Source organism: Streptomyces sp. ADI95-16, from assembly GCF_003721495.1.
Lineage (GTDB): Bacteria > Actinomycetota > Actinomycetes > Streptomycetales > Streptomycetaceae > Streptomyces > Streptomyces goshikiensis.
The window spans coordinates 1819182-1841056 of sequence record NZ_CP033581.1 but is presented as its reverse complement, the minus strand read 5'-3'; the positions used below and the strand labels follow the sequence as shown (position 1 = coordinate 1841056).

14 protein-coding genes and 3 rRNA genes are annotated in these 21875 nt (G+C 68.3%); 10 read left to right on the top strand and 7 right to left on the bottom strand.

The annotated features are described in order from the left end of the window. The first annotated feature begins 6 nt into the window (after positions 1-6). Together EES41_RS07790 and EES41_RS07785 are read left to right on the top strand one after the other, a co-directional pair. On the top strand, positions 7-417 hold the full coding sequence (locus EES41_RS07790) for a DUF742 domain-containing protein (protein ID WP_123076815.1): 411 nt from the start codon (positions 7-9) through the stop codon (positions 415-417). A 13-nt stretch (positions 418-430) separates the two neighbouring features. Then, on the top strand, positions 431-1024 hold the full coding sequence (locus tag EES41_RS07785; RefSeq protein WP_241846311.1) for an ATP/GTP-binding protein: 594 nt from the start codon (positions 431-433) through the stop codon (positions 1022-1024). A 208-nt stretch (positions 1025-1232) separates the two neighbouring features. Here EES41_RS07785 and EES41_RS07780 read toward each other — a convergent pair whose 3' ends face one another. The 4 genes from EES41_RS07780 to EES41_RS07765 all read right to left on the bottom strand — a co-directional run bounded on the left by EES41_RS07780 (position 1233) and on the right by EES41_RS07765 (position 4032). Next, entirely contained in the window at positions 1233-2423 is a 1191-nt protein-coding gene (locus EES41_RS07780) for a lipid-transfer protein (RefSeq protein ID WP_123076813.1), read from the bottom strand. Next, on the bottom strand, positions 2420-2902 hold the full coding sequence (locus tag EES41_RS07775; protein ID WP_254211376.1) for a Zn-ribbon domain-containing OB-fold protein: 483 nt from the start codon (positions 2900-2902) through the stop codon (positions 2420-2422). Before EES41_RS07775 ends, EES41_RS07780 begins: the two co-directional genes overlap by 4 nt. A 105-nt stretch (positions 2903-3007) precedes the next feature. Further along, positions 3008-3355, bottom strand: coding sequence for a DUF962 domain-containing protein (locus EES41_RS07770; protein ID WP_123076809.1), 348 nt, complete (start codon positions 3353-3355; stop codon positions 3008-3010). 5 nt (positions 3356-3360) lie between these two features. Then, entirely contained in the window at positions 3361-4032 is a 672-nt protein-coding gene (locus EES41_RS07765) for a M15 family metallopeptidase (protein WP_250570065.1), read from the bottom strand. A 29-nt stretch (positions 4033-4061) separates the two neighbouring features. Here EES41_RS07765 and EES41_RS07760 point away from each other — a divergent pair, with 29 nt between their 5' ends. Next, positions 4062-4583 carry an NUDIX domain-containing protein gene (locus tag EES41_RS07760; protein ID WP_123076805.1) on the top strand — a complete coding sequence of 174 codons (522 nt, stop codon included), beginning with the start codon at positions 4062-4064 and terminating at the stop codon, positions 4581-4583. A 99-nt stretch (positions 4584-4682) separates the two neighbouring features. On the opposite strand, the gene EES41_RS07755 is transcribed toward EES41_RS07760, so the two are convergent. Beyond that, positions 4683-7190 carry a glycoside hydrolase family 31 protein gene (locus tag EES41_RS07755; protein WP_123076803.1) on the bottom strand — a complete coding sequence of 836 codons (2508 nt, stop codon included), beginning with the start codon at positions 7188-7190 and terminating at the stop codon, positions 4683-4685. Between the two features lie 211 nt (positions 7191-7401). On the opposite strand from EES41_RS07755, the gene EES41_RS07750 reads away from it, so the two are divergent. Continuing rightward, complete coding sequence (locus EES41_RS07750; protein WP_123076801.1) at positions 7402-9384, top strand: acetoacetate--CoA ligase; 1983 nt, start codon at positions 7402-7404, stop codon at positions 9382-9384. Between the two features lie 63 nt (positions 9385-9447). After that, complete coding sequence (locus EES41_RS07745) at positions 9448-10410, top strand: hypothetical protein (RefSeq protein ID WP_250570142.1); 963 nt, start codon at positions 9448-9450, stop codon at positions 10408-10410. Between the two features lie 77 nt (positions 10411-10487). On the opposite strand, the gene ptsP is transcribed toward EES41_RS07745, so the two are convergent. Together ptsP and EES41_RS07735 are read right to left on the bottom strand one after the other, a co-directional pair. Further along, positions 10488-12158 (bottom strand): phosphoenolpyruvate--protein phosphotransferase, encoded by a 1671-nt coding sequence (gene ptsP, locus EES41_RS07740; protein WP_123076799.1) that lies wholly within the window; start codon positions 12156-12158, stop codon positions 10488-10490. Positions 12159-12234: 76 nt separating this feature from the next. Further along, complete coding sequence (locus EES41_RS07735) at positions 12235-12684, bottom strand: PTS glucose transporter subunit IIA (RefSeq protein WP_123076797.1); 450 nt, start codon at positions 12682-12684, stop codon at positions 12235-12237. Between the two features lie 717 nt (positions 12685-13401). Here EES41_RS07735 and EES41_RS07730 point away from each other — a divergent pair. The 5 genes from EES41_RS07730 to EES41_RS07710 all read left to right on the top strand — a co-directional run bounded on the left by EES41_RS07730 (position 13402) and on the right by EES41_RS07710 (position 21849). Then, positions 13402-14926, top strand: a 16S ribosomal RNA gene (locus EES41_RS07730). A 285-nt stretch (positions 14927-15211) separates the two neighbouring features. Beyond that, positions 15212-18335 (top strand): 23S ribosomal RNA (locus EES41_RS07725). A gap of 73 nt (positions 18336-18408) precedes the next feature. Then, a 5S ribosomal RNA gene (gene rrf, locus EES41_RS07720) occupies positions 18409-18525 on the top strand. The 16S, 23S and 5S rRNA genes sit together here, the layout of an rRNA operon. A gap of 138 nt (positions 18526-18663) precedes the next feature. Beyond that, positions 18664-19254 (top strand): CDP-alcohol phosphatidyltransferase family protein, encoded by a 591-nt coding sequence (locus EES41_RS07715; protein ID WP_123076795.1) that lies wholly within the window; start codon positions 18664-18666, stop codon positions 19252-19254. A gap of 99 nt (positions 19255-19353) precedes the next feature. Further along, positions 19354-21849 carry a mannose-1-phosphate guanyltransferase gene (locus EES41_RS07710; protein WP_073796298.1) on the top strand — a complete coding sequence of 832 codons (2496 nt, stop codon included), beginning with the start codon at positions 19354-19356 and terminating at the stop codon, positions 21847-21849. Positions 21850-21875: the final 26 nt, after the last annotated feature.

Here is a 21875-nt window from a genome sequence, read left to right as displayed (position 1 = left end):
GACGGCATGAGCGATTCAGGCCAGGACCGCCCCACCCCAGCCCACCCGCACTGGTTCGACGACGAGGCGGGCCCCGTGGTCCGTCCGTACGCGATGACCCGCGGCCGGACCAGCCACGCGGGCCAGCACCGGCTCGACCTGATCGCGCTCGTCGTCGCCGAAGCGGCGGCCGACGACCCGGTCTGGGACATGACCCTGTCCCCGGAACACGCCCACATCCTGGGGCTGTGCCGGGGACGCCCACAGTCGGTCGCGGAACTCGCGGTCGAGCTCGACCTCGCGATCGGGGTGGTCCGAGTCCTGATCGGAGACCTGGTCGACGAGGAACTGGTCCATGTGACCCGGCCGGTACCACCGGCCGAACTGCCCGATGAATCCATTCTGCGTGAGGTGATCGATGGCCTTCGGGCGCTCTAGCCGCACCGGCGCGATGCATGCCGTGTCGCCGGTCGAGCCGCTGACCCTGAAGATCCTGGTCGCGGGCGGCTTCGGGGTGGGAAAGACCACCCTGGTCAGTGCGGTGAGTGAGATCAGACCGCTGCGGACCGAGGAACTCCTCTCGGAACCCGGCATGGGAATCGACGACACCGGGGGAGTGGAGGGCAAGAACACCACGACCGTGGCCATGGACTTCGGGCGCATCACGCTGCGCGAGGACCTGGTGCTGTACCTGTTCGGCACGCCCGGCCAGGACCGGTTCTGGTTCCTGTGGGACGAGCTGTCCCAGGGCTCGCTCGGCGCGGTCGTCCTCGCCGACACCCGCCGCCTCGCCGACTGCTTCGCCGCCATCGACTACTTCGAGCGGCGCCAGCTCCCCTTCGTGGTCGCGGTCAACTGCTTCGACGGCGCCGACCGCCATCCGGTGGTGACCGTACGGGAGGCCCTGGACCTCGACCCCGAGGTGCCGGTGCTGCTGTGCGACGCGCGCGACCGGGAGTCCGTCAAGGACGTGCTGGTGGGGGTCGTGGAACACGCGATGTCCCTGGCGCGGGCCCGCAGACAGAGCCTGACGGCGGGCACCTGACCGCCCGGCACGGAGGCGGCCCGTACCCCCGCCGACTGGGGTACGGGCCGCTGCTCTCATGGGGGGATCGAGGCTCTCGCCGGCGGCGCGAGACTGTGGGGAGAGTGTGAACCCGCCACCAGGGACCGTCAAGCACTCGCGCGGCACGCCCTGCCGGGAGATTTCCGGCAGGGCGCCCCGGGCACCCCGGCCGGGCTCCTGACCTGCCCTAACGGACGGCGATCACGGCCGAGCCGTGCCCGAACAGCCCCTGGTTCGCGGTGATCCCGGCCCGGGCCCCCGGAACCTGCCGCTCCGCCGCCGTTCCGCGCAACTGCCAGGTCAGCTCGCAGACCTGGGCGATCGCCTGCGCCGGCACCGCCTCCCCGAACGAGGACAGCCCGCCGCTGGTGTTGACGGGCACCCGCCCGCCCAGCGCGGTCGCCCCCTCCCGTAGGAGCTTCGCGCCCTCCCCCTCGGCGCACAGCCCGATGTCCTCGTACCACTCCAGTTCCAGGGCCGTGGACAGGTCGTAGACCTCCGCGAGCGAGAGGTCGTCCGGGCCGAGACCGGCCTCCTCGTAGGCGGCACGGGCGATCGACGCCCGGAACGAGCCGGCCGCCGGCCGCACCGCCGTCACCGAGTCGGTGGCGATGTCCGGCAGGTCCAGCACCGTCCGCGGATACGTCGGCGTGACGGTCGACACCGCACGGATCCGCACCGGATCGGTGACCCCCCGGGCCCGCGCGAAGTCCATGCTGCTCAGCACCAGCGCCGCGCCCCCGTCGGAGGTCGCGCAGATGTCCAGCAGCCGCAGCGGATCGGCGACCACGGCCGAGGCAGCCACCTCCCGCGCGGTCACCGGCTTGCGGTAGCGGGCGTTCGGGTTGAGCGCCCCGGCCGCCGCGTTCTTCACCTTCACCTGGGCGAAGTCCTCGGCGGTGTCCCCGTACAGAGCCATCCGGCGCCGCGCGTACAGCGCGAAGTACGCCGGGTTGGTGGCCCCCAGCACGCGGAACCGCAGCCAGTCCGGATCGTCCGGCCGGTCCCCGCTCGCCGGGGCGAAGAACCCCTTGGGCGCCGCGTCCGCGCCCACCACGAGGACGACGTCGGCCAGCCCGCCCAGGATCTGCGCCCGCGCCGCGCCGATCGCCTGGGCGCCCGAGGCGCAGGCCGCGTACACGCTGGTCACCCGTGCGCCCTGCCAGCCGAGCGCCTGGGCGAAGGTCGCGCCGGCGACGTAGCCGGGGTAGCCCGAGCGCACGGTGTCGGCGCCGACGATGGATCCGACGTCGGTCCAGTCGAGCCCGGCGTCGGCGAGTGCGGCCCGGGCCGCGGCCCGCCCGTACGTGACGAAACTCCGGCCCCACTTGCCCCAGGGGTGCATCCCGGCTCCGAGGACGGCGATGTCGGCGGTCACGGCCGCACCTCCCCGTCCCCGCCGGCCCCGTCTCCCTCGGCTCCGTCCCCGTCCCCGTCGGTCACGGGCCGGAACCGCCAGGTGGTCCAGGTCGTTTCTGCGGTCTCGTCCAGCACGCCGCCCACCACCTCGACCTCCATCCCGATCGCCAGGTCGGCGACGCCCACTCCGGGTACCGCCTGCCCCAGCACCACCAATCCCTCGGCCTCCAGCTCCACCGCGACCAGCGTGTACGGCTCCCAGGGCACGTCCGGGTCGGACACGTAGGGGGCGGGCGGCCGGTAGCGCCCGTCGGTGTAAGACCAGACCCGCCCGCGCGGGGACAGCGGGACCTCGGCGAGCTCACCGTCCCCCGCGCAGTGCGGGTTGCGGCAGTACGCGTCCTCGCGCGGGAAGAACACCGCGGCGCAGGCCGAGCAGCGGGTGCCGAGCAGCCGGAACCCGCCCTCCGCGCCGCTGTCGCCGAACCACCCGCTCACGACGGGCGTACGTGTACGTGTGCGTTCCAAAACCCCTCCCGGAGGCAGCGCGAGGCATCGTGACCTGACGAACCGTCAGAAGTCTGCCACGGGAGGGGCGCCGGGTCACCGGTTCTCGGTGAGCCACTTCTCGGCGATCACGGCCAGCTCCCCGTCACGCCCGGCCAGCATCATCCGGATCATCCGCGCGTCCCCGCGCAGCGACCACACGGGATGCCCGAACGTGGCCGGATTGTTCCCCTCTATCAGGAAATGGGCCGGCCAAGCGGTCCCGTACCCGATCAGCGGCAGGGCCGCGAGATAGCGCTTCCGGCCGCGCGCCAGCCCGTAGGCCGTCACGGCGAGCCCGGTGAGCGTCCCGGTGAGGTGCACCCAGCGGGTGGCGGAGCGGGAGTGCATGGCGACGTAGTAGGGCCAGAATTCCTCGTACGAACGGAAAGTCATGCCTGGCACGGTACTCAGGGGCGGACGGACCCGACAGACACCGGGAAGTCGAAATAGCGGTCCGGGAAGGCCTCGGGCCGGTACGTGAAGTGCCACCACTCCTCGGGCAGGTTCACGAAACCCTGCCGCCCCAGCACCCCCGTCAGCCGCCGCCGGTTCTCCCGCGCCACCGCGCCCACCCGCCGGTCGTCCGTGTGCGAGAGCGGATCGAAGAAGTCGAACGGGGTCCCCATGTCCAGCTCCCGGCGCGCGGGCAGCCGTACGAGCGTCACATCGAGGGTGCTGCCCCGGCTGTGCCCCGACCTCTCGGCGATGTACCCGTCGGGGATCAGCCGGCTCTTCGCCACCCCCGGATAGAACTCCGCCTTGGTCGACTGGTCCGACTCGTCCCGGGCCCACCGCACGAACCGGTCCACCGCGCGCTGCGGCCGGTAGCAGTCGTACACCTTCAGCGCGTACCCGCTCCGCAACAGCTCCCGCTGCGCCCGCCGCAGCGCCTCGGCGGCCGGGCGGGCGAGCAGGCACACCGGCTCCTCGTAACCCGGCACCCGCCCGCCGGTGAAGTTGTGCGCACCCGCGTACCGCACGTCCTGCCCGATGGTGGGATCCACCTCCGCCAGCGCCACGAACCCGGGCGCCGCCGACCCGGCGACCAACCCCGCCAGCAGGGTCACAACAGCCAGCATCCTCATACCCCTTGGCATACCATCGCCGCATGCCGGCACAGCTGAGGGACTCGCACTGCTCCACCTGCGGAGCCCCGTTCGACACGTCCGCCTGGCCCCGAACCTGCCCCGCGTGCGGCGCCGTCCACTACCGCAACCCGCTCCCCGTCGCCGTCACCCTCCTCCCGGTCCGGGACGAGGACGGCACCGGACTGGTGGTCATCACCCGTACGACAGAACCCGCGCCCGGCGGCATCGCCCTGCCCGGCGGGTTCATGGAATGCGGCGAGGACTGGCGCGAGGCCGTGGTCCGCGAACTGCGCGAGGAGACCGGCATCGAGGCCCCGGCCTCGGAGGTCGTCCTGGCCGACGCCATGAGCTCCCCGGCCGGTCACCTGCTGCTCTTCGGCCTCCTCCCGCCCCGCCCGGCCGCCGCCCTCCCGCCGTCCGTCGCGACCGACGAAACGACGGGCTGGCACATCCTCCGCGGCCCGACGGACCTGGCCTTCCCCCTCCACACCCGCGCCGCGACCGCCTGGTTCGAGGGGAAGTACACCCCCGCCGGCCTGTGAACCCGGCCCCGTACGAGGCCCCGGGCTGACAGCCCCGGGCCGGGCCGATGGCCGCCGTCCTGGGTCTGCGGTTACCGCGGCACGGCGCGGCGGCCGCGCTCAGAGCCCGCGCACGGTGACGCCCTCCGCCGGGGCCCCGGACTCCGTTTCCACCAGCACCGCGTCACCGGCCCACCGCACCGCGTACCGCTCGACCTCACCCGCCCCGAACCCCGGCCCCGGGTCCCGGATGACCACCCCGCCGCCCGTCCGCCCCCGGGCCGGGGCCCACACCTCCAGCCTCACCCCGCCGCCGGAACGCACCGGCAGCACCGAGCCGGCCCGCGCCAGCACCGGGATCCGCCCCCGCGGCGCGTCCAGCAGCACCTGGCCGGGCCCCTCGTACGCCACCCCCGTCACCGTGTCGTACCACCGCCCCCGCGGCAGCCGGATCGCCCGCCGGTCCGCGCCGCACTCCAGCACCGGGGCCACCAACAGGGCGTCCCCCAGCAGGAACGCGTCCTCGCAGTCCCGCAGCGCCCGGTCCTCCGGAGCCCCCCACCACAGCGGCCGCACGTACGGCGCCCCCGTCCGCCGCGCCAGATGCGCCAGCGTCACGAAGTACGGCCGCAGCCGCTCCCGCTCCGCCAGCACCGCCCGCGCGTGCTCCGCCACCTCCGGACCGAACTCCCACGGCTCCCGCCGCCCCGCCCAGATCGCCGAGTGCGTCCGGAACAACGGCAGGTACGAACCCAGTTGCAGCCACCGCAGGTACAGCTCCGGCGACGGGGAACCGCCGAAACCGCCGACGTCCGGCCCCGAGTACGGCACCCCGCACAGACCGAGCCCCAGCACCAGCGCGAGCGAGGCCCGCAGCCCCTCCCAGCCCGTCTCCACGTCCCCCGACCACGTACCCCCGTACCTCTGCATCCCCGCCCACCCCGACCGCGAGAAGAGGAACGGCCGCTCGTCCGGCCGCAGCCGCACCAGCCCCTCCCAGCCCGCCCGCGCCATCCCGAGCGCGTACACGTTGTGCGCGGCCCGGTGGTCCCCGCCCGCCCCCTCCAGCGCGTGCCGCGCCGAACGGGGCAGCGTCGCGTCCCCGAACGGAGCGAAGGACACCGGCTCGTTCATGTCGTGCCACACCCCGGAGAACCCGCGCGCGAGCCGCTCCCCGTACAGCCCGCCCCACCACTCCCGTACCGCCGGATCCGTGAAGTCCGGGTACGCGCACTCCCCGGGCCACACCTCGCCCCGCACCTCCCGGCCCCGCGCGTCCCGTACGAACGCCCCGTGCGCGCCGACCTCCAGCCCCGCCGCGTGCACCGGGTCACCCGCCTTCACCGCCGGGTCGACGATCGAGACGAGCCGCACCCCCTGACCCCGCAACTCCTCCGCGAGACCCGGCAGATCGGGGAACTTCTCCTCGTCCACCGTGAACACCCGGTGCCCGTCGTAGTGGTCGATGTCCAGGTGCACGGCCGACAGCGCGAGCCCGCGCTCCCGGTAGCCGGACACCACCCGGCGCACCTCCGCCGCGCTCCCGAACCCCCACCGCGCGTGCTGGTAGCCCAGCGCCCACTCCGGCGGCACCGCGGCCGCGCCCGTCAGCCCCGACCAGCCCTGCAGCACCCGCGCCGGTGTCCCCACCAGCACCCAGCACCGCAACGGGCCGCCCTCCATCCGCAGTTCGCTCGTCCCCGGCCGGTCCGGCCCGGAGCCCGCGCCCTCCTCGCCCTCGCGCAGCACCACGCGCCCGTCCCAGGTGTTGTCGTGGAACACCAGGTGCGTTCCCGCGTCCGCGACCACCATCTGCACCGGCATCGTGATGTACAGCGGATCGTCCCCCGGCCCGAAACCGCCCTTCGGGTCCGTGTTCCACAGCCGGTACGCGCCGTCCCGCAGCCGGGGCCCCGCCGCGCGGCCGCCGAGCCCGAAGAACCGCGCGTCGGCCGGCACCTCGGCCCGCGACAACCACCGCGCCTCACGCCCCCCGGCCCGGTCGCCTCCGCCGACCCCGGCCCGGTCGCCTCCGCCGACCCCGGCCCGGTCGCCTCCGCCGACCCCGGCCCGGTCGCCTCCGGCCGCCCCGGCCCGGCCGCCCGCGTCGGCTCCGGCCCCGTCGCCCGCGCCGGCCCCGGCCGAGTCCGCCTCCGGATCCGGCCCCACCGGCTCCCACCAGCGCGGCGGCAGCTCCCGGCGCAGCACCGTCCCGCCCGGAGTCCGTACCTCCACCGCCCCGAGCCGGGACACCGCGACCGTCACCCGCTCCGACACCACACGCCAGCCGCCCCCGGTGTCCGCCTCCAGCGCCGCGCGCGGATCCGGCTCCGGCCCGCCGCCCGTCACGGCGTACGAGGGCGTCGGCTCCGCCCCGTCCCAGCTCCAGAACACCGCCCCGCCCACGGTCACCCGTACCAGCAGCTCGGAGCGCGCGAACCGCAGCACGCCCCCGCCCGGACGCGGCTCCGTCCCCGTCAGCAGCCCCGGAACCCGCGCCCGCTCCGCGCCCCGGCGCGGGAGCGCCACCGCGTCCGCACGCCGGTGGCGCCAGGCCGAGCGCCACGCGCCCCGCCCCCGCGCCGTACCGAGCTCCGCCACCGCACGCACCAGATCACGACCGTCCATGCCGCTCACCCTGCCACCGGGCCCCGCCCGAGCGGGCCGCGTTCAACTTCCGTTCACCGATAAATGGATCAAGAGCGACCGCCCCCGACAGCTCTGGTGCGGATGTCGATCACATGGCATCGTCCCTGTGAGCCGCCACGCGCACACCCACCGCGCGATGGCACCGTACGCACACGAAGCGCGAGCCGCAGACTTGACCGGGAGCCGACCCATGACCTCAGCCAGCACGCCGCAGCCCCTCTGGTCCCCCGGCCCCGACCGGATCGCCGCGGCCCGGATCACGGCCTTCCAGGCCTGGGCCGCCGAACGCTTCGGCGCCCCCGCGGCCGGCGGCTACCCGGCCCTGCACCGCTGGTCCGTCGACGAGCTCGACATCTTCTGGCAGGCCGTCGCCGAGTGGTTCGACGTCCGCTTCACCACCCCGTACGAGTCCGTCCTCGCCGACCGCGCCATGCCGGGCGCCCGCTGGTTCACCGGCGCCACCCTCAACTACGCCGAGCACGCCCTGCGCGCCGCCGAGGACCCGGCCCGCGCCGACGAGGCCGCCCTCCTCCACGTCGACGAGACCCACGAGGCCGTCCCCGTCACCTGGGCCGAGCTCCGCCGCCAGGTCGGCGCCCTCTCCGCCGAACTGCGCGCCCTCGGCGTACGCCCCGGCGACCGGGTGAGCGGCTACCTCCCCAACATCCCCGAGGCCGTCACCGCCCTCCTCGCCACCGCCGCCGTCGGCGCGGTCTGGACCTCCTGCGCCCCCGACTTCGGCGCCCGCAGCGTCCTGGACCGCTTCCAGCAGGTCGAGCCCGTCGTCCTGTTCACCGTCGACGGCTACCGCTACGGCGGCAAGGAGCACGACCGCCGCGACACCGTCGCCGAGCTGCGCGCCGAGCTCCCCTCGCTGCGCGCCGTCGTCCACATCCCGCTGCTGGGCACCGACGCCCCCGAGGGCACCCTGGCCTGGTCGGACCTGACCGCCGCGACCACCGAGCCCGTCTTCGAGGCCGTCCCCTTCGACCACCCCCTCTGGGTCCTCTACTCCTCCGGTACGACCGGCCTCCCCAAGGCCATCGTCCAGTCCCAGGGCGGCATCCTCCTCGAACACCTCAAGCAGCTCGGCCTGCACTGCGACCTCGGCCCCGAGGACCGGTTCTTCTGGTACACCTCCACCGGCTGGATGATGTGGAACTTCCTCGTCTCCGGCCTGCTCACCGGCACGACGGTCGTCCTCTACGACGGCAGCCCCGGCTACCCCGACACCGGCGCCCAGTGGCGGATCGCCGAACGGACGAAGGCCACCCTCTACGGGACCTCCGCCGCGTACGTGATGGCCTGCCGCAAGGCGGAGGTCCACCCCGGCCGGGACTTCGACCTCTCCGCCGTGAAGTGCGTGGCCACCACCGGCTCCCCGCTGCCGCCCGACGGCTTCCGCTGGCTGCACGACGAGGTCGCCGAAGACCTCTGGATCGCCTCCGTCAGCGGCGGCACCGACGTCTGCAGCTGCTTCGCCGGCGCCGTCCCCACCCTCCCCGTCCACATCGGCGAGCTCCAGGCCGCCTGCCTCGGCACCGACCTCCAGGCCTGGGACCCGTCCGGCAAGCCGCTCGTCGGCGAGTTCGGCGAACTCGTCGTCACCAACCCCATGCCGTCCATGCCGATCCACTTCTGGAACGACCCCGACGGCAGCCGCTACCGCGACAGCTACTTCGAGATGTTCCCCGGCGTCTGGCGGCACGGGGACTGGATCACCATCACGGACCACGGCTCGGTCGTCATCCACGGCCGCTCCGACTCCACCCTCAACCGCCAGGGCGTCCGGATGGGCTCGGCCGACATCTACGAGGCCGTCGAACGCCTCCCCGAGATCAAGGAATCCCTGGTCATCGGCCTGGAGGAGCCGAACGGCGGCTACTGGATGCCGCTCTTCGTCCACCTCGCCCCCGGAGCCACCCTCGACGACGACCTCCGCGCCCGGGTCAAGACGACCATCCGGGAGCAGCTGTCCCCGCGCCACGTCCCCGACGAGATCATCGAGGTCCCGGCCATCCCCCACACCCTCACCGGCAAGCGGATCGAAGTCCCGGTCAAGCGCCTCCTCCAGGGCACGCCCCTGGCCAAGGCGGTCAACGCGGGCTCGGTCGACAACCTCGACCTGCTGCCCTTCTACGAGGAGCTCGGCCGCACCCGCGCCCAGGGCTGAGGCCACTGTCAGTGGGCATGGTTACTGTGAGTGAGCAAGTGATTGCGCCACTCAGGGGGAGCCATGCCACCGACCGACAAGACCACGCACGAGACACCGCAGCAGCAGAGCCGGCCCGGCGGCCGGAGCGGCAAGAGGAGCGGCGGCGCCGGCCGCAGCAGCGGGCGCCGCACCCTGCGCCGCGAAGTCCCCAGCACCGTCGGCCTCCTCGCCGACGCCGGGGACTTCGCGGCCATGCGCGACTACCGCAGCTTCACCTTCGAGGACCACCAGGACTACCTCCGCCAGGTCGACGGACTGCTCCGGTCCCTCGCCGCCCAGGGCATCCACACCACCGTCGCCCTCTTCGACCCCGAGGAGTACGCCGTGTTCTGCCGGGAACACGGCCTCGACCCGGACACCGCCCATACCCGCACCCGCTTCACCGCCGAGCTCGCCGGCAGCAGCGGAGGGCTGGCCTACACCGGCCAGCCCATCGAGGAACTTGTCCCGCTCCTCCTCGACGAAGCCGTCCGCCAGAGCATGTGGGAGTACGCGACCATGCTCCTGACCGGTGTCGGCAGCTGCGCCGACTGCGGCGAGGACATCGGCCACGCGTCCTTCGAGCGCGCCGCCGACGCACTCAAACGCCTGGTGGCCGGCGCCGGCCCCGGCCACCACCACCTGGTGTGCAGCATCCCGACCGAAGAGGAACAGCTCGTCGCCGTCCTCCACGCCGACGCCGTCACCGACGATCCCGACGCCCCACCACGCATCGAGGGCCGCGACGGCCTCGACTTCGTGACCGTACTCGCCGCCGGCATCGCCCTGGGCGGCCCCGGGGGACTGGTGCTCCGCAGCACGGCTGAAGGCCGCGACCGGGTCCACGGCTGGCGCCTGGACCGCGGCCGGCTGGTCCCCCTCTCCGCCGCGTCCGTGTTCAACGCCTACTGCACGGACGCCGACACCGGAGACCCCGTCGCCCCCGAACCGGGCGTCGAATACTGCCCCGGCTACGAGGTGGACGAACCACACCCGCACCACTGAGCGAGGGAGCCCGCGGAAAACGGCCGAGGGGCCCTCGCCACCGGCGAAGGCCCCTCGACACCACACCAACCGTCCTGCTATTCGCCGGACAGCACCGCCTGCGCGGCCACCCGGGCCTCCTCGGCGCTGTCCGCGGCGCGCGCGGCGGCCGCCGCGCGCTCGCACTGCGCGAGCGTGTGCTTGGCCAGCCTCGCCCGTACATAAGGAATGGACGCGGCACCCATCGACAGAGAGGTGACACCCAGACCGGTCAGCACACAGGCGAGCAGCGGATCCGAAGCGGCCTCGCCACACACACCACAGCTCTTGCCCTCCGCCCTGGCGGCATCCGCCGACATGGCGATCAGGTCGAGCAGCGCCGGCTGCCACGGATCCTGCAGCCGCGACACCGCACCGACCTGACGGTCGGCGGCGAAGGCGTACTGCGCCAGGTCATTGGTACCCAGCGACAGGAACTCGACCTCCTGGAGGATCGAGCGCGCCCGCAGCGCGGCGGAGGGGATCTCCACCATCGCGCCGAACTTCGCCCGCAGCCCGGCCTCGCGGCACGCGTCCGCGAACGCCTTCGCGTCGGCCCGGTCGGCCACCATCGGGGCCATGACCTCAAGGTAGACCGGCAGACCCTCGGCGGCCTTCGCCAGCGCGGTCAGCTGCGTGCGCAGCACGTCCGGGTGATCCAGCAGCGAGCGCAGACCGCGCACACCCAGCGCCGGGTTCGGCTCGTCGGCCGGCGTCAGGAAGTCCAGCGGCTTGTCCGCACCGGCGTCCAGCACACGGACGACGACACGACCCTGGGGGAAGGCTTCGAGCACCTTGCGGTACGACTCGACCTGCTTCTCCTCGGACGGCGCCTTCTTGCTGTCGTCCAGGAACAGGAACTCGGTGCGGAACAGGCCCACACCCTCGGCCCCGGCCTCCACGGCCGCCGGCACGTCCGCCGGACCGCCGACGTTGGCGAGCAGCGGCACCTTGTGCCCGTCGGAGGTGGCACCCGGACCGGACGACGCGGCCAGAGCGGCCTTGCGCTCCGCGGCCGCGGCCTCCAGCTCGGCCCGCTTCTCGGCCGACGGGTCCACGAACAGGTCACCCGTGCTGCCGTCCACGGCGATCAGGGTGCCCTCGGCGATCTCACCCGCACCCGGCAGCGCCACGATGGCCGGCACGCCCAGCGCCCGCGCGAGGATCGCGCTGTGGCTGGTCGGCCCGCCCTCCTCGGTCACGAAGCCGAGCACCAGCGCCGGGTCCAGCAGAGCCGTGTCGGCGGGGGCGAGATCCCGCGCGATCAGTACGTACGGCTCGTCGCTGTCCGGCACACCCGGCATCGGCACGCCCAGCAGGCGCGCCACGATCCGGTTGCGCACGTCGTCCAGGTCGGCCACCCGGCCGGCCATGTACTCGCCGGCTCCCGCGAGCAGCTCGCGGTAGGCGGCGAACGCGTCGTACACGCCACGCTCGGCGGTGCTGCCGACCGCGATGCGGCGGTCGACGTCCGCGATGAGCTCGGGGTCCTCAGCGATCATGGCCTGAGCCTCAAGCACGTGCTGGGCCTCGCCGCCGGCCAGCTGGCCGCGCGCGATCAGGTCGGCCGCGACCGCGCTGACGGCCTGACGGGCGCGCCCCTGCTCGCGCTCCGCCTCCGCAGCGGCGATCTGCTTGGCCGGCGGTTCGAGAACCGCCGTGCCCATGTGCCGGACCTCGCCGATCGCCACACCGTGGCTCACGCCGACGCCTCGCAGCGTTGTCTCCATTTCACCCGTCTCCGATAGAGCGGCGAGCCCAGCCGCCGCGATGGTTGTCCGACCCGCCTGTGCGGGCGGACAAGGATCAGTGCCAGCCGAAGAGGGCGTCGTGGGTCTTCACGTCTCCGGACTCGACGACGTCGGAGAGGGAGTCCGGGGTGGCCTCCAGCGCCACGACGGGGCAGATCGCAGACTTGCCGGCCGCTTCGACGGCCTGCGGGTTCCAGCGGATGACGGCCTGACCACGGGTCACGGTGTCGCCCTTGTTGACGAGGAGCTCGAAGCCCTCGCCGTTGAGTTGAACCGTGTCGATCCCGAGGTGCGTGAGCACGCCGTGCCCCTGGCTGTCGACGACCACGTACGCGTGCGGGTGAAGGGAGACGACCACACCGTCGACGGGGGCCACCGCCTCCGAGGGCTCACGCACGGGGTCGATAGCGGTGCCCGGTCCCACCATCGCGCCGGAGAAGACCGGATCGGGCACTGCCGCGAGTCCGATCGCACGCCCGGCAAGTGGGGACGTCACGCTGGTCATGGGGGGCCTCCCAGGGGGTGGGGCTTCTTCATGTCACCGTCACAATCTGTCCTGGACGGCATACTTTCAGAAGGGTAAGTCATTAGATGTCCCGGTTCCGCCCGAAGTGCACCTCTCGAACGAGGTCACGACGTGCTCCCGCGACAGAGTAGTGGACTAGACCATACGCCTGAATCGATTTGCTTGGGCACCGGCAGGCCTGTACTGTCGAGTCTCCCGCCAGGACGCACCGCGTGAACATCTCGCGAACTGCCGATGGACGGGACTCCTCCTCTTAAGTACCGATCTTGATCTCGACTTCTGCCTGCCTGCCATTCGGCAAGACGGTGAGTGGTCAGAGCGAAGGAAAAGCACTGATAGAGTCGGAACCGCCGGAAAGGGAAAACGCGAAAGCGAATCACCTGGAAAGCGAGCGGGACTGACTCTGATAGAGTCGGAAACGCAAGAACGAAGAACGAAAGCCCGGAGGAAAGCCCGCGAGGGTGAGTACAAAGGAAGCGTCCGTTCCTTGAGAACTCAACAGCGTGCCAAAAATCAACGCCAGAAGTTGATACCCCGTCCACTTCGGTGGATGAGGTTCCTTTGAAAAAGACCTGTGAGGTCGCCTTCGGGTGATGCTTGCAGGCAATTACACAGCGAGGACGCAGTGGTCAGTCGGTCTTATTCCGACATGACTGACCCGCTCTAAGTGCGTGTGCACCCGATTACGGGTAAACATTCATGGAGAGTTTGATCCTGGCTCAGGACGAACGCTGGCGGCGTGCTTAACACATGCAAGTCGAACGATGAAGCCCTTCGGGGTGGATTAGTGGCGAACGGGTGAGTAACACGTGGGCAATCTGCCCTTCACTCTGGGACAAGCCCTGGAAACGGGGTCTAATACCGGATACCACTCCCGCCCGCATGGGTGGGGGTTGAAAGCTCCGGCGGTGAAGGATGAGCCCGCGGCCTATCAGCTTGTTGGTGGGGTAATGGCCCACCAAGGCGACGACGGGTAGCCGGCCTGAGAGGGCGACCGGCCACACTGGGACTGAGACACGGCCCAGACTCCTACGGGAGGCAGCAGTGGGGAATATTGCACAATGGGCGAAAGCCTGATGCAGCGACGCCGCGTGAGGGATGACGGCCTTCGGGTTGTAAACCTCTTTCAGCAGGGAAGAAGCGAAAGTGACGGTACCTGCAGAAGAAGCGCCGGCTAACTACGTGCCAGCAGCCGCGGTAATACGTAGGGCGCAAGCGTTGTCCGGAATTATTGGGCGTAAAGAGCTCGTAGGCGGCTTGTCACGTCGGATGTGAAAGCCCGAGGCTTAACCTCGGGTCTGCATTCGATACGGGCTAGCTAGAGTGTGGTAGGGGAGATCGGAATTCCTGGTGTAGCGGTGAAATGCGCAGATATCAGGAGGAACACCGGTGGCGAAGGCGGATCTCTGGGCCATTACTGACGCTGAGGAGCGAAAGCGTGGGGAGCGAACAGGATTAGATACCCTGGTAGTCCACGCCGTAAACGTTGGGAACTAGGTGTTGGCGACATTCCACGTCGTCGGTGCCGCAGCTAACGCATTAAGTTCCCCGCCTGGGGAGTACGGCCGCAAGGCTAAAACTCAAAGGAATTGACGGGGGCCCGCACAAGCAGCGGAGCATGTGGCTTAATTCGACGCAACGCGAAGAACCTTACCAAGGCTTGACATATACTGGAAAGCATTAGAGATAGTGCCCCCCTTGTGGTCGGTATACAGGTGGTGCATGGCTGTCGTCAGCTCGTGTCGTGAGATGTTGGGTTAAGTCCCGCAACGAGCGCAACCCTTGTCCTGTGTTGCCAGCATGCCCTTCGGGGTGATGGGGACTCACAGGAGACCGCCGGGGTCAACTCGGAGGAAGGTGGGGACGACGTCAAGTCATCATGCCCCTTATGTCTTGGGCTGCACACGTGCTACAATGGCCGGTACAATGAGCTGCGATACCGTGAGGTGGAGCGAATCTCAAAAAGCCGGTCTCAGTTCGGATTGGGGTCTGCAACTCGACCCCATGAAGTCGGAGTTGCTAGTAATCGCAGATCAGCATTGCTGCGGTGAATACGTTCCCGGGCCTTGTACACACCGCCCGTCACGTCACGAAAGTCGGTAACACCCGAAGCCGGTGGCCCAACCCGTAAGGGAGGGAGCTGTCGAAGGTGGGACTGGCGATTGGGACGAAGTCGTAACAAGGTAGCCGTACCGGAAGGTGCGGCTGGATCACCTCCTTTCTAAGGAGCACAGTACCGATTGCAGACAAATGTTCTGCACGGTCAGCTCATGGGTGGAACGTTGATTATTTGGCACGGTTTCCTGGATGGATCACGAGTACTGCTTCGGCGTGGAAAGTGAGTCACTGACGGGGGATCGTGCCTGGCACGTTGTTGGGTATCTGAAGGTACGGCCGTAAGGTCTTATCTTCGCGATGCCGGCCCCAGTGAACCTGGTCCTTAGGGATGAGGGTGATGGGTGGCTGGTCGTTGCTTGAGAACTACACAGTGGACGCGAGCATCTGTGGCCAAGTTTTTAAGGGCGCACGGTGGATGCCTTGGCACCAGGAACCGATGAAGGACGTGAGAGGCCGCGATAGGCCCCGGGGAGCTGCCAACTGAGCTTTGATCCGGGGGTGTCCGAATGGGGAAACCCGGCAGTCGTCATGGGCTGTCACCCACTGCTGAACACATAGGCAGTGTGGAGGGAACGAGGGGAAGTGAAACATCTCAGTACCCTCAGGAAGAGAAAACAACCGTGATTCCGGGAGTAGTGGCGAGCGAAACCGGATGAGGCCAAACCGTATGCGTGTGATACCCGGCAGGGGTTGCGCATGCGGGGTTGTGGGAATTCTTTTGATCGGTCTGCCGGCCGGTCGGCGAGTCAGAAACCGTTGATGTAGTCGAAGGACATGCGAAAGGTCCGGCGTAGAGGGTAAGACCCCCGTAGACGAAACATCAGCGGCTTGCTTAAGAATCTCCCAAGTAGCACGGGGCCCGAGAAATCCCGTGTGAATCTGGCGGGACCACCCGCTAAGCCTAAATATTCCCTGGTGACCGATAGCGGATAGTACCGTGAGGGAATGGTGAAAAGTACCGCGGGAGCGGAGTGAAATAGTACCTGAAACCGTGTGCCTACAAGCCGTGGGAGCGTCGCCGTTGTTCTTCGGAACAACGGTCGTGACTGCGTGCCTTTTGAAGAATGAGCCTGCGAGTTAGCGGTGTGTAGCGAGGTTAACCCGTGTGGGGAAGCCGTAGCGAAAGCGAGTCCGAATAGGGCGATTGAGTTGCACGCTCTAGACCCGAAGCGGAGTGATCTAGCCATGGGCAGGTTGAAGCGGAGGTAAGACTTCGTGGAGGACCGAACCCACCAGGGTTGAAAACCTGGGGGATGACCTGTGGTTAGGGGTGAAAGGCCAATCAAACTCCGTGATAGCTGGTTCTCCCCGAAATGCATTTAGGTGCAGCGTCACGTGTTTCTTGCCGGAGGTAGAGCACTGGATAGGCGATGGGCCCTACCGGGTTACTGACCTTAGCCAAACTCCGAATGCCGGTAAGTGAGAGCGTGGCAGTGAGACTGTGGGGGATAAGCTCCATGGTCGAGAGGGAAACAGCCCAGAGCATCGACTAAGGCCCCTAAGCGTACGCTAAGTGGGAAAGGATGTGGAGTCGCAGAGACAACCAGGAGGTTGGCTTAGAAGCAGCCACCCTTGAAAGAGTGCGTAATAGCTCACTGGTCAAGTGATTCCGCGCCGACAATGTAGCGGGGCTCAAGCGTACCGCCGAAGTCGTGTCATTGCAGCGTATAGCCCCAACGGGTGTTGTGATGGGTAGGGGAGCGTCGTGTGCCGGGTGAAGCAGCAGCGGAAGCTAGTTGTGGACGGTTCACGAGTGAGAATGCAGGCATGAGTAGCGATACACACGTGAGAAACGTGTGCGCCGATTGACTAAGGGTTCCTGGGTCAAGCTGATCTGCCCAGGGTAAGTCGGGACCTAAGGCGAGGCCGACAGGCGTAGTCGATGGACAACCGGTTGATATTCCGGTACCCGCTTTGAAACGCCCAATATCGAATCAGGCGATGCTAAGTCCGTGAAGCCGTTCCGGACCCTTCGGGGAAAGGAAAGTGGTGGAGCCGACGAACCAGACTTGTAGTAGGTAAGCGATGGGGTGACGCAGGAAGGTAGTCCAGCCCGGGCGGTGGTAGTCCCGGGGTAAGGGTGTAGGCCGAGGGGTAGGCAAATCCGTCCCTCATTAAGGCTGAGACCTGATGCCGAGCCGATTGTGGTGAAGTGGATGATCCTATGCTGTCGAGAAAAGCCTCTAGCGAGTTTCATGGCGGCCCGTACCCTAAACCGACTCAGGTGGTCAGGTAGAGAATACCGAGGCGTTCGGGTGAACTATGGTTAAGGAACTCGGCAAAATGCCCCCGTAACTTCGGGAGAAGGGGGGCCATCACTGGTGATCGGATTTACTCCGTGAGCTGGGGGTGGCCGCAGAGACCAGCGAGAAGCGACTGTTTACTAAAAACACAGGTCCGTGCGAAGCCGTAAGGCGATGTATACGGACTGACGCCTGCCCGGTGCTGGAACGTTAAGGGGACCGGTTAGTGCGCTTTCGGGCGTGCGAAGCTGAGAACTTAAGCGCCAGTAAACGGCGGTGGTAACTATAACCATCCTAAGGTAGCGAAATTCCTTGTCGGGTAAGTTCCGACCTGCACGAATGGCGTAACGACTTCTCGACTGTCTCAACCATAGGCCCGGTGAAATTGCACTACGAGTAAAGATGCTCGTTTCGCGCAGCAGGACGGAAAGACCCCGGGACCTTTACTACAGTTTGATATTGGTGTTCGGTTCGGCTTGTGTAGGATAGGTGGGAGACTTTGAAGCGGCCACGCCAGTGGTTGTGGAGTCGTCGTTGAAATACCACTCTGGTCGTGCTGGATGTCTAACCTCGGTCCGTGATCCGGATCAGGGACAGTGTCTGATGGGTAGTTTAACTGGGGCGGTTGCCTCCCAAAGGGTAACGGAGGCGCCCAAAGGTTCCCTCAGCCTGGTTGGCAATCAGGTGTTGAGTGTAAGTGCACAAGGGAGCTTGACTGTGAGACCGACGGGTCGAGCAGGGACGAAAGTCGGGACTAGTGATCCGGCGGTGGCTTGTGGAAGCGCCGTCGCTCAACGGATAAAAGGTACCCCGGGGATAACAGGCTGATCTTCCCCAAGAGTCCATATCGACGGGATGGTTTGGCACCTCGATGTCGGCTCGTCGCATCCTGGGGCTGGAGTCGGTCCCAAGGGTTGGGCTGTTCGCCCATTAAAGCGGTACGCGAGCTGGGTTTAGAACGTCGTGAGACAGTTCGGTCCCTATCCGCTGTGCGCGTAGGAATATTGAGAAGGGCTGTCCCTAGTACGAGAGGACCGGGACGGACGAACCTCTGGTGTGCCAGTTGTCCTGCCAAGGGCATGGCTGGTTGGCTACGTTCGGGAGGGATAACCGCTGAAAGCATCTAAGCGGGAAGCCTGCTTCAAGATGAGTATTCCCACCTCCTTGAGAGGGTAAGGCTCCCAGTAGACGACTGGGTTGATAGGCCAGATGTGGAAGCCCGGTAACGGGTGGAGCTGACTGGTACTAATAGGCCGAGGGCTTGTCCTCAGTTGCTCGCGTCCACTGTGTTAGTTCTGAAGTAACGACCGTGTTTATGCCCGGTTGGTTAACTTCATAGTGTTTCGGTGGTCATAGCGTTAGGGAAACGCCCGGTTACATTCCGAACCCGGAAGCTAAGCCTTTCAGCGCCGATGGTACTGCAGGGGGGACCCTGTGGGAGAGTAGGACGCCGCCGAACAATCATTGTGGGAAAGCCCCGCACCAGGTAACTGGTGCGGGGCTTTTCTGCGTTTGGGGCCCGCCGGGCCCACACCCGCACTCCTGTAGGGTCAGGGGGCAGGTTCAACATTTCTACAGTCACAGTGGAGGCCCCCGGGTGGAGGTCCAGGAGACTCGGGTTCAGACTGACCGAATTTTCACCATTCCGAACGTCCTGAGCATGGCTCGCCTCGCCGGCGTACCCCTGTTCCTGTGGCTGATTCTGGCGGAGTACGACGGGTGGGCTCTGGCCGTCCTCCTGCTCAGCGGGGTCAGTGACTACCTCGACGGGAAGCTCGCGCGCAAGTGGAATCAGATCAGCAGCCTCGGAAGGCTGCTGGATCCCGCCGCGGACCGCTTGTACATCCTGTCCACGCTGTTCGGTCTGACGTGGCGCGAGATTCTGCCGCTGTGGCTCACCGCCGCGCTGGTGGCCCGTGAGCTGATGCTCCTCGTGATGGTCTGGATCCTGCGCCGTCACGGCTATCCGCCGCCCCAGGTGAACTTCCTCGGCAAGGCCGCGACCTTCAACCTGATGTACGCGTTCCCGTTGCTGCTGCTCAGTGACGGCACGGGTTGGTTGGCCTGGACGGGCGCAGTTTTCGGATGGGCGTTCGCCGGATGGGGTACAACCCTCTATTGGTGGGCAGGAATCCTTTACGTGGTGCAAGTCCGTCGGCTGGTGAAGGCGGACACCACGGCCGATTGAGCTCGCTCGGCGCCGGATGACGCGGAGGAGTTGCGGAATCACCGTCCGGGACGGGTGAGGTCGGCGAGAACGTCGTCTCTCAAGGAGGACTCTTCCGACATGAAGGCCGTCGTGATGGCCGGTGGCGAAGGTACGCGTCTTCGCCCCATGACCTCAAGCATGCCCAAGCCGCTCCTGCCGGTGGCCAACAGGCCGATCATGGAGCACGTGCTCAGGCTGCTCAAGCGTCACGGGCTCAGCGAGACCGTGGTCACCGTGCAGTTCCTGGCATCGCTGGTCAAGAATTACTTCGGTGACGGCGAAGAGCTCGGAATGGAGCTCACGTATGCCAACGAGGAGAAGCCACTCGGCACCGCCGGCAGCGTGAAGAACGCCGAGGAGGCCTTGAAGGACGACGCGTTCCTCGTCATTTCCGGCGATGCGCTCACCGACTTCGACCTCACCGATCTGATCAGATTCCACAAGGAGAAGGGCGCACTCGTCACGGTGTGCCTGACCCGGGTGCCGAACCCGCTGGAATTCGGCATCACCATCGTGGATGAGGAAGGAAAGGTCGAGCGCTTCCTGGAGAAGCCGACGTGGGGGCAGGTGTTCTCGGACACCGTCAACACCGGCATCTACGTCATGGAGCCCGAAGTCTTCAATTACGTGGACCCGGATGTTCCGGTGGACTGGTCCGGTGATGTCTTCCCGCAGCTGATGAAGGAGGGCAAGCCCATTTTCGGCTACGTCGCCGAGGGCTACTGGGAGGACGTGGGCACGCACGAGAGCTACGTCAAGGCGCAGGCCGACGTACTCGAAGGCAAGGTCCAGGTCGAGATGGACGGCTTCGAGATCTCCCCCGGGGTGTGGATCGCCGAGGGCGCCGAGGTGAGCCCGGACGCGGTGCTGCGCGGGCCGCTGTACATCGGGGACTACGCCAAGGTCGAGGCCGGCGTTGAGATCCGAGAGCACACCGTCATCGGGTCGAACGTCGTCGTCAAGAGCGGGGCCTTCCTGCACAAGGCCGTCGTGCACGACAACGTGTTCATCGGGGCCCACAGCAATCTGCGCGGCTGCGTCATCGGGAAGAACACCGACATCATGCGGGCCGCCCGGATCGAGGACGGGGCCGTCATCGGGGACGAGTGCCTCGTCGGCGAGGAATCGATCATCCAGGGGAACGTGCGCGTCTACCCCTTCAAGACGATCGAGGCGGGCGCCTTCGTCAACACGTCGGTGATCTGGGAGTCGCGCGGCCAGGCGCATCTGTTCGGCGCGCGCGGAGTCTCCGGGATCCTGAACGTGGAGATCACCCCCGAACTGGTGGTCCGGCTCGCCGGTGCGTACGCGACGACCCTGAAGAAGGGCGCCACCGTCACCACGGCCCGCGACCACTCCCGAGGTGCCCGCGCGCTCAAGCGGGCCGTGATCTCGGCGCTCCAGGCCAGCGCGATCAACGTGCGCGACCTGGAGAACGTACCGCTGCCCCTGGCGCGGCAGCAGACCGCGCGGGGCAGCGCCGGCGGGATCGTGCTGCGGACCTCGCCCGGGGTGCCCGACTCCGTGGACATCATGTTCCTGGACGAGCGGGGAGCGGACCTCTCGCTCCAGCAGCAGCGCAAGCTGGACCGCGTGTACGCGCGCCAGGAGTACCGGCGGGCCTTCCCCGGCGAGATCGGCGACCTGCAGTTCCCGGGCAGCGTCTTCGACGCCTACACCGGCTCCCTGCTGCGCCGGGTCGACATCACCGGGGTCGCGGATTCCGGGCTCAAGGTGGTCGTCGACGCCTCCAACGGCAGCGCCGGGCTCGTGCTGCCCAGCCTGCTGGGCCGGCTCGGGGTCGACGCCCTCACCGTCAACCCGGGGCTGGACGAGTCCCGGCCGACCGAGACCGCCGAGACGAGGCGGGCCGGGCTGGTCCGGCTCGGGGAGATCGTGGCTTCGTCCCGGGCGGCCTTCGGGGTGCGCTTCGACCCGGTGGGCGAGCGGATCTCGCTGGTGGACGAGCGCGGGCGGATCATCGAGGACGACCGGGCGCTGCTGGTGCTGCTCGATCTGGTCGCGGCCGAGAAGCGCAGCGGCAAGGTGGCGCTTCCGGTGACCACGACCCGTATCGCCGAGCAGGTGGCCGCGTACCACGGGACGCAGGTGGAGTGGACGACGACCTCGCCCGACGACCTGACCCGGGTGGGGCGCGCGGAGGACACCATCTTCGGCGGGGACGGCCGGGGCGGGTTCATCGTTCCGGAGTTCAGCAGCGTCTTCGACGGTTCCGCCGCGTTCGTGCAGCTCATCGGGCTGGTGGCGCGGACGCAGCTCACGCTGAGCCAGATCGACGCGCGGATCCCGCGGGCGCACGTGCTCAAGCGGGACGTGCCCACCCCGTGGGCCGTGAAGGGGCTCGTCATGCGGAGCGTGGTGGAGGCGGCCGGGGACCGGCAGGTGGACACCACCGAAGGCGTGCGGGTGGTCGAGACCGACGGTCGGTGGGCGCTGGTGCTGCCGGACCCGGCGGAGGCGGTGACGCACCTGTGGGCCGAGGGCCCCGACGCGGCGTCCGCGCAGGCGCTGCTGGACGAATGGGCGGCCGTGGTGGACGGCGCCGGGCACTGAGCGGCGGATGATCGGCGTCCGGTGGG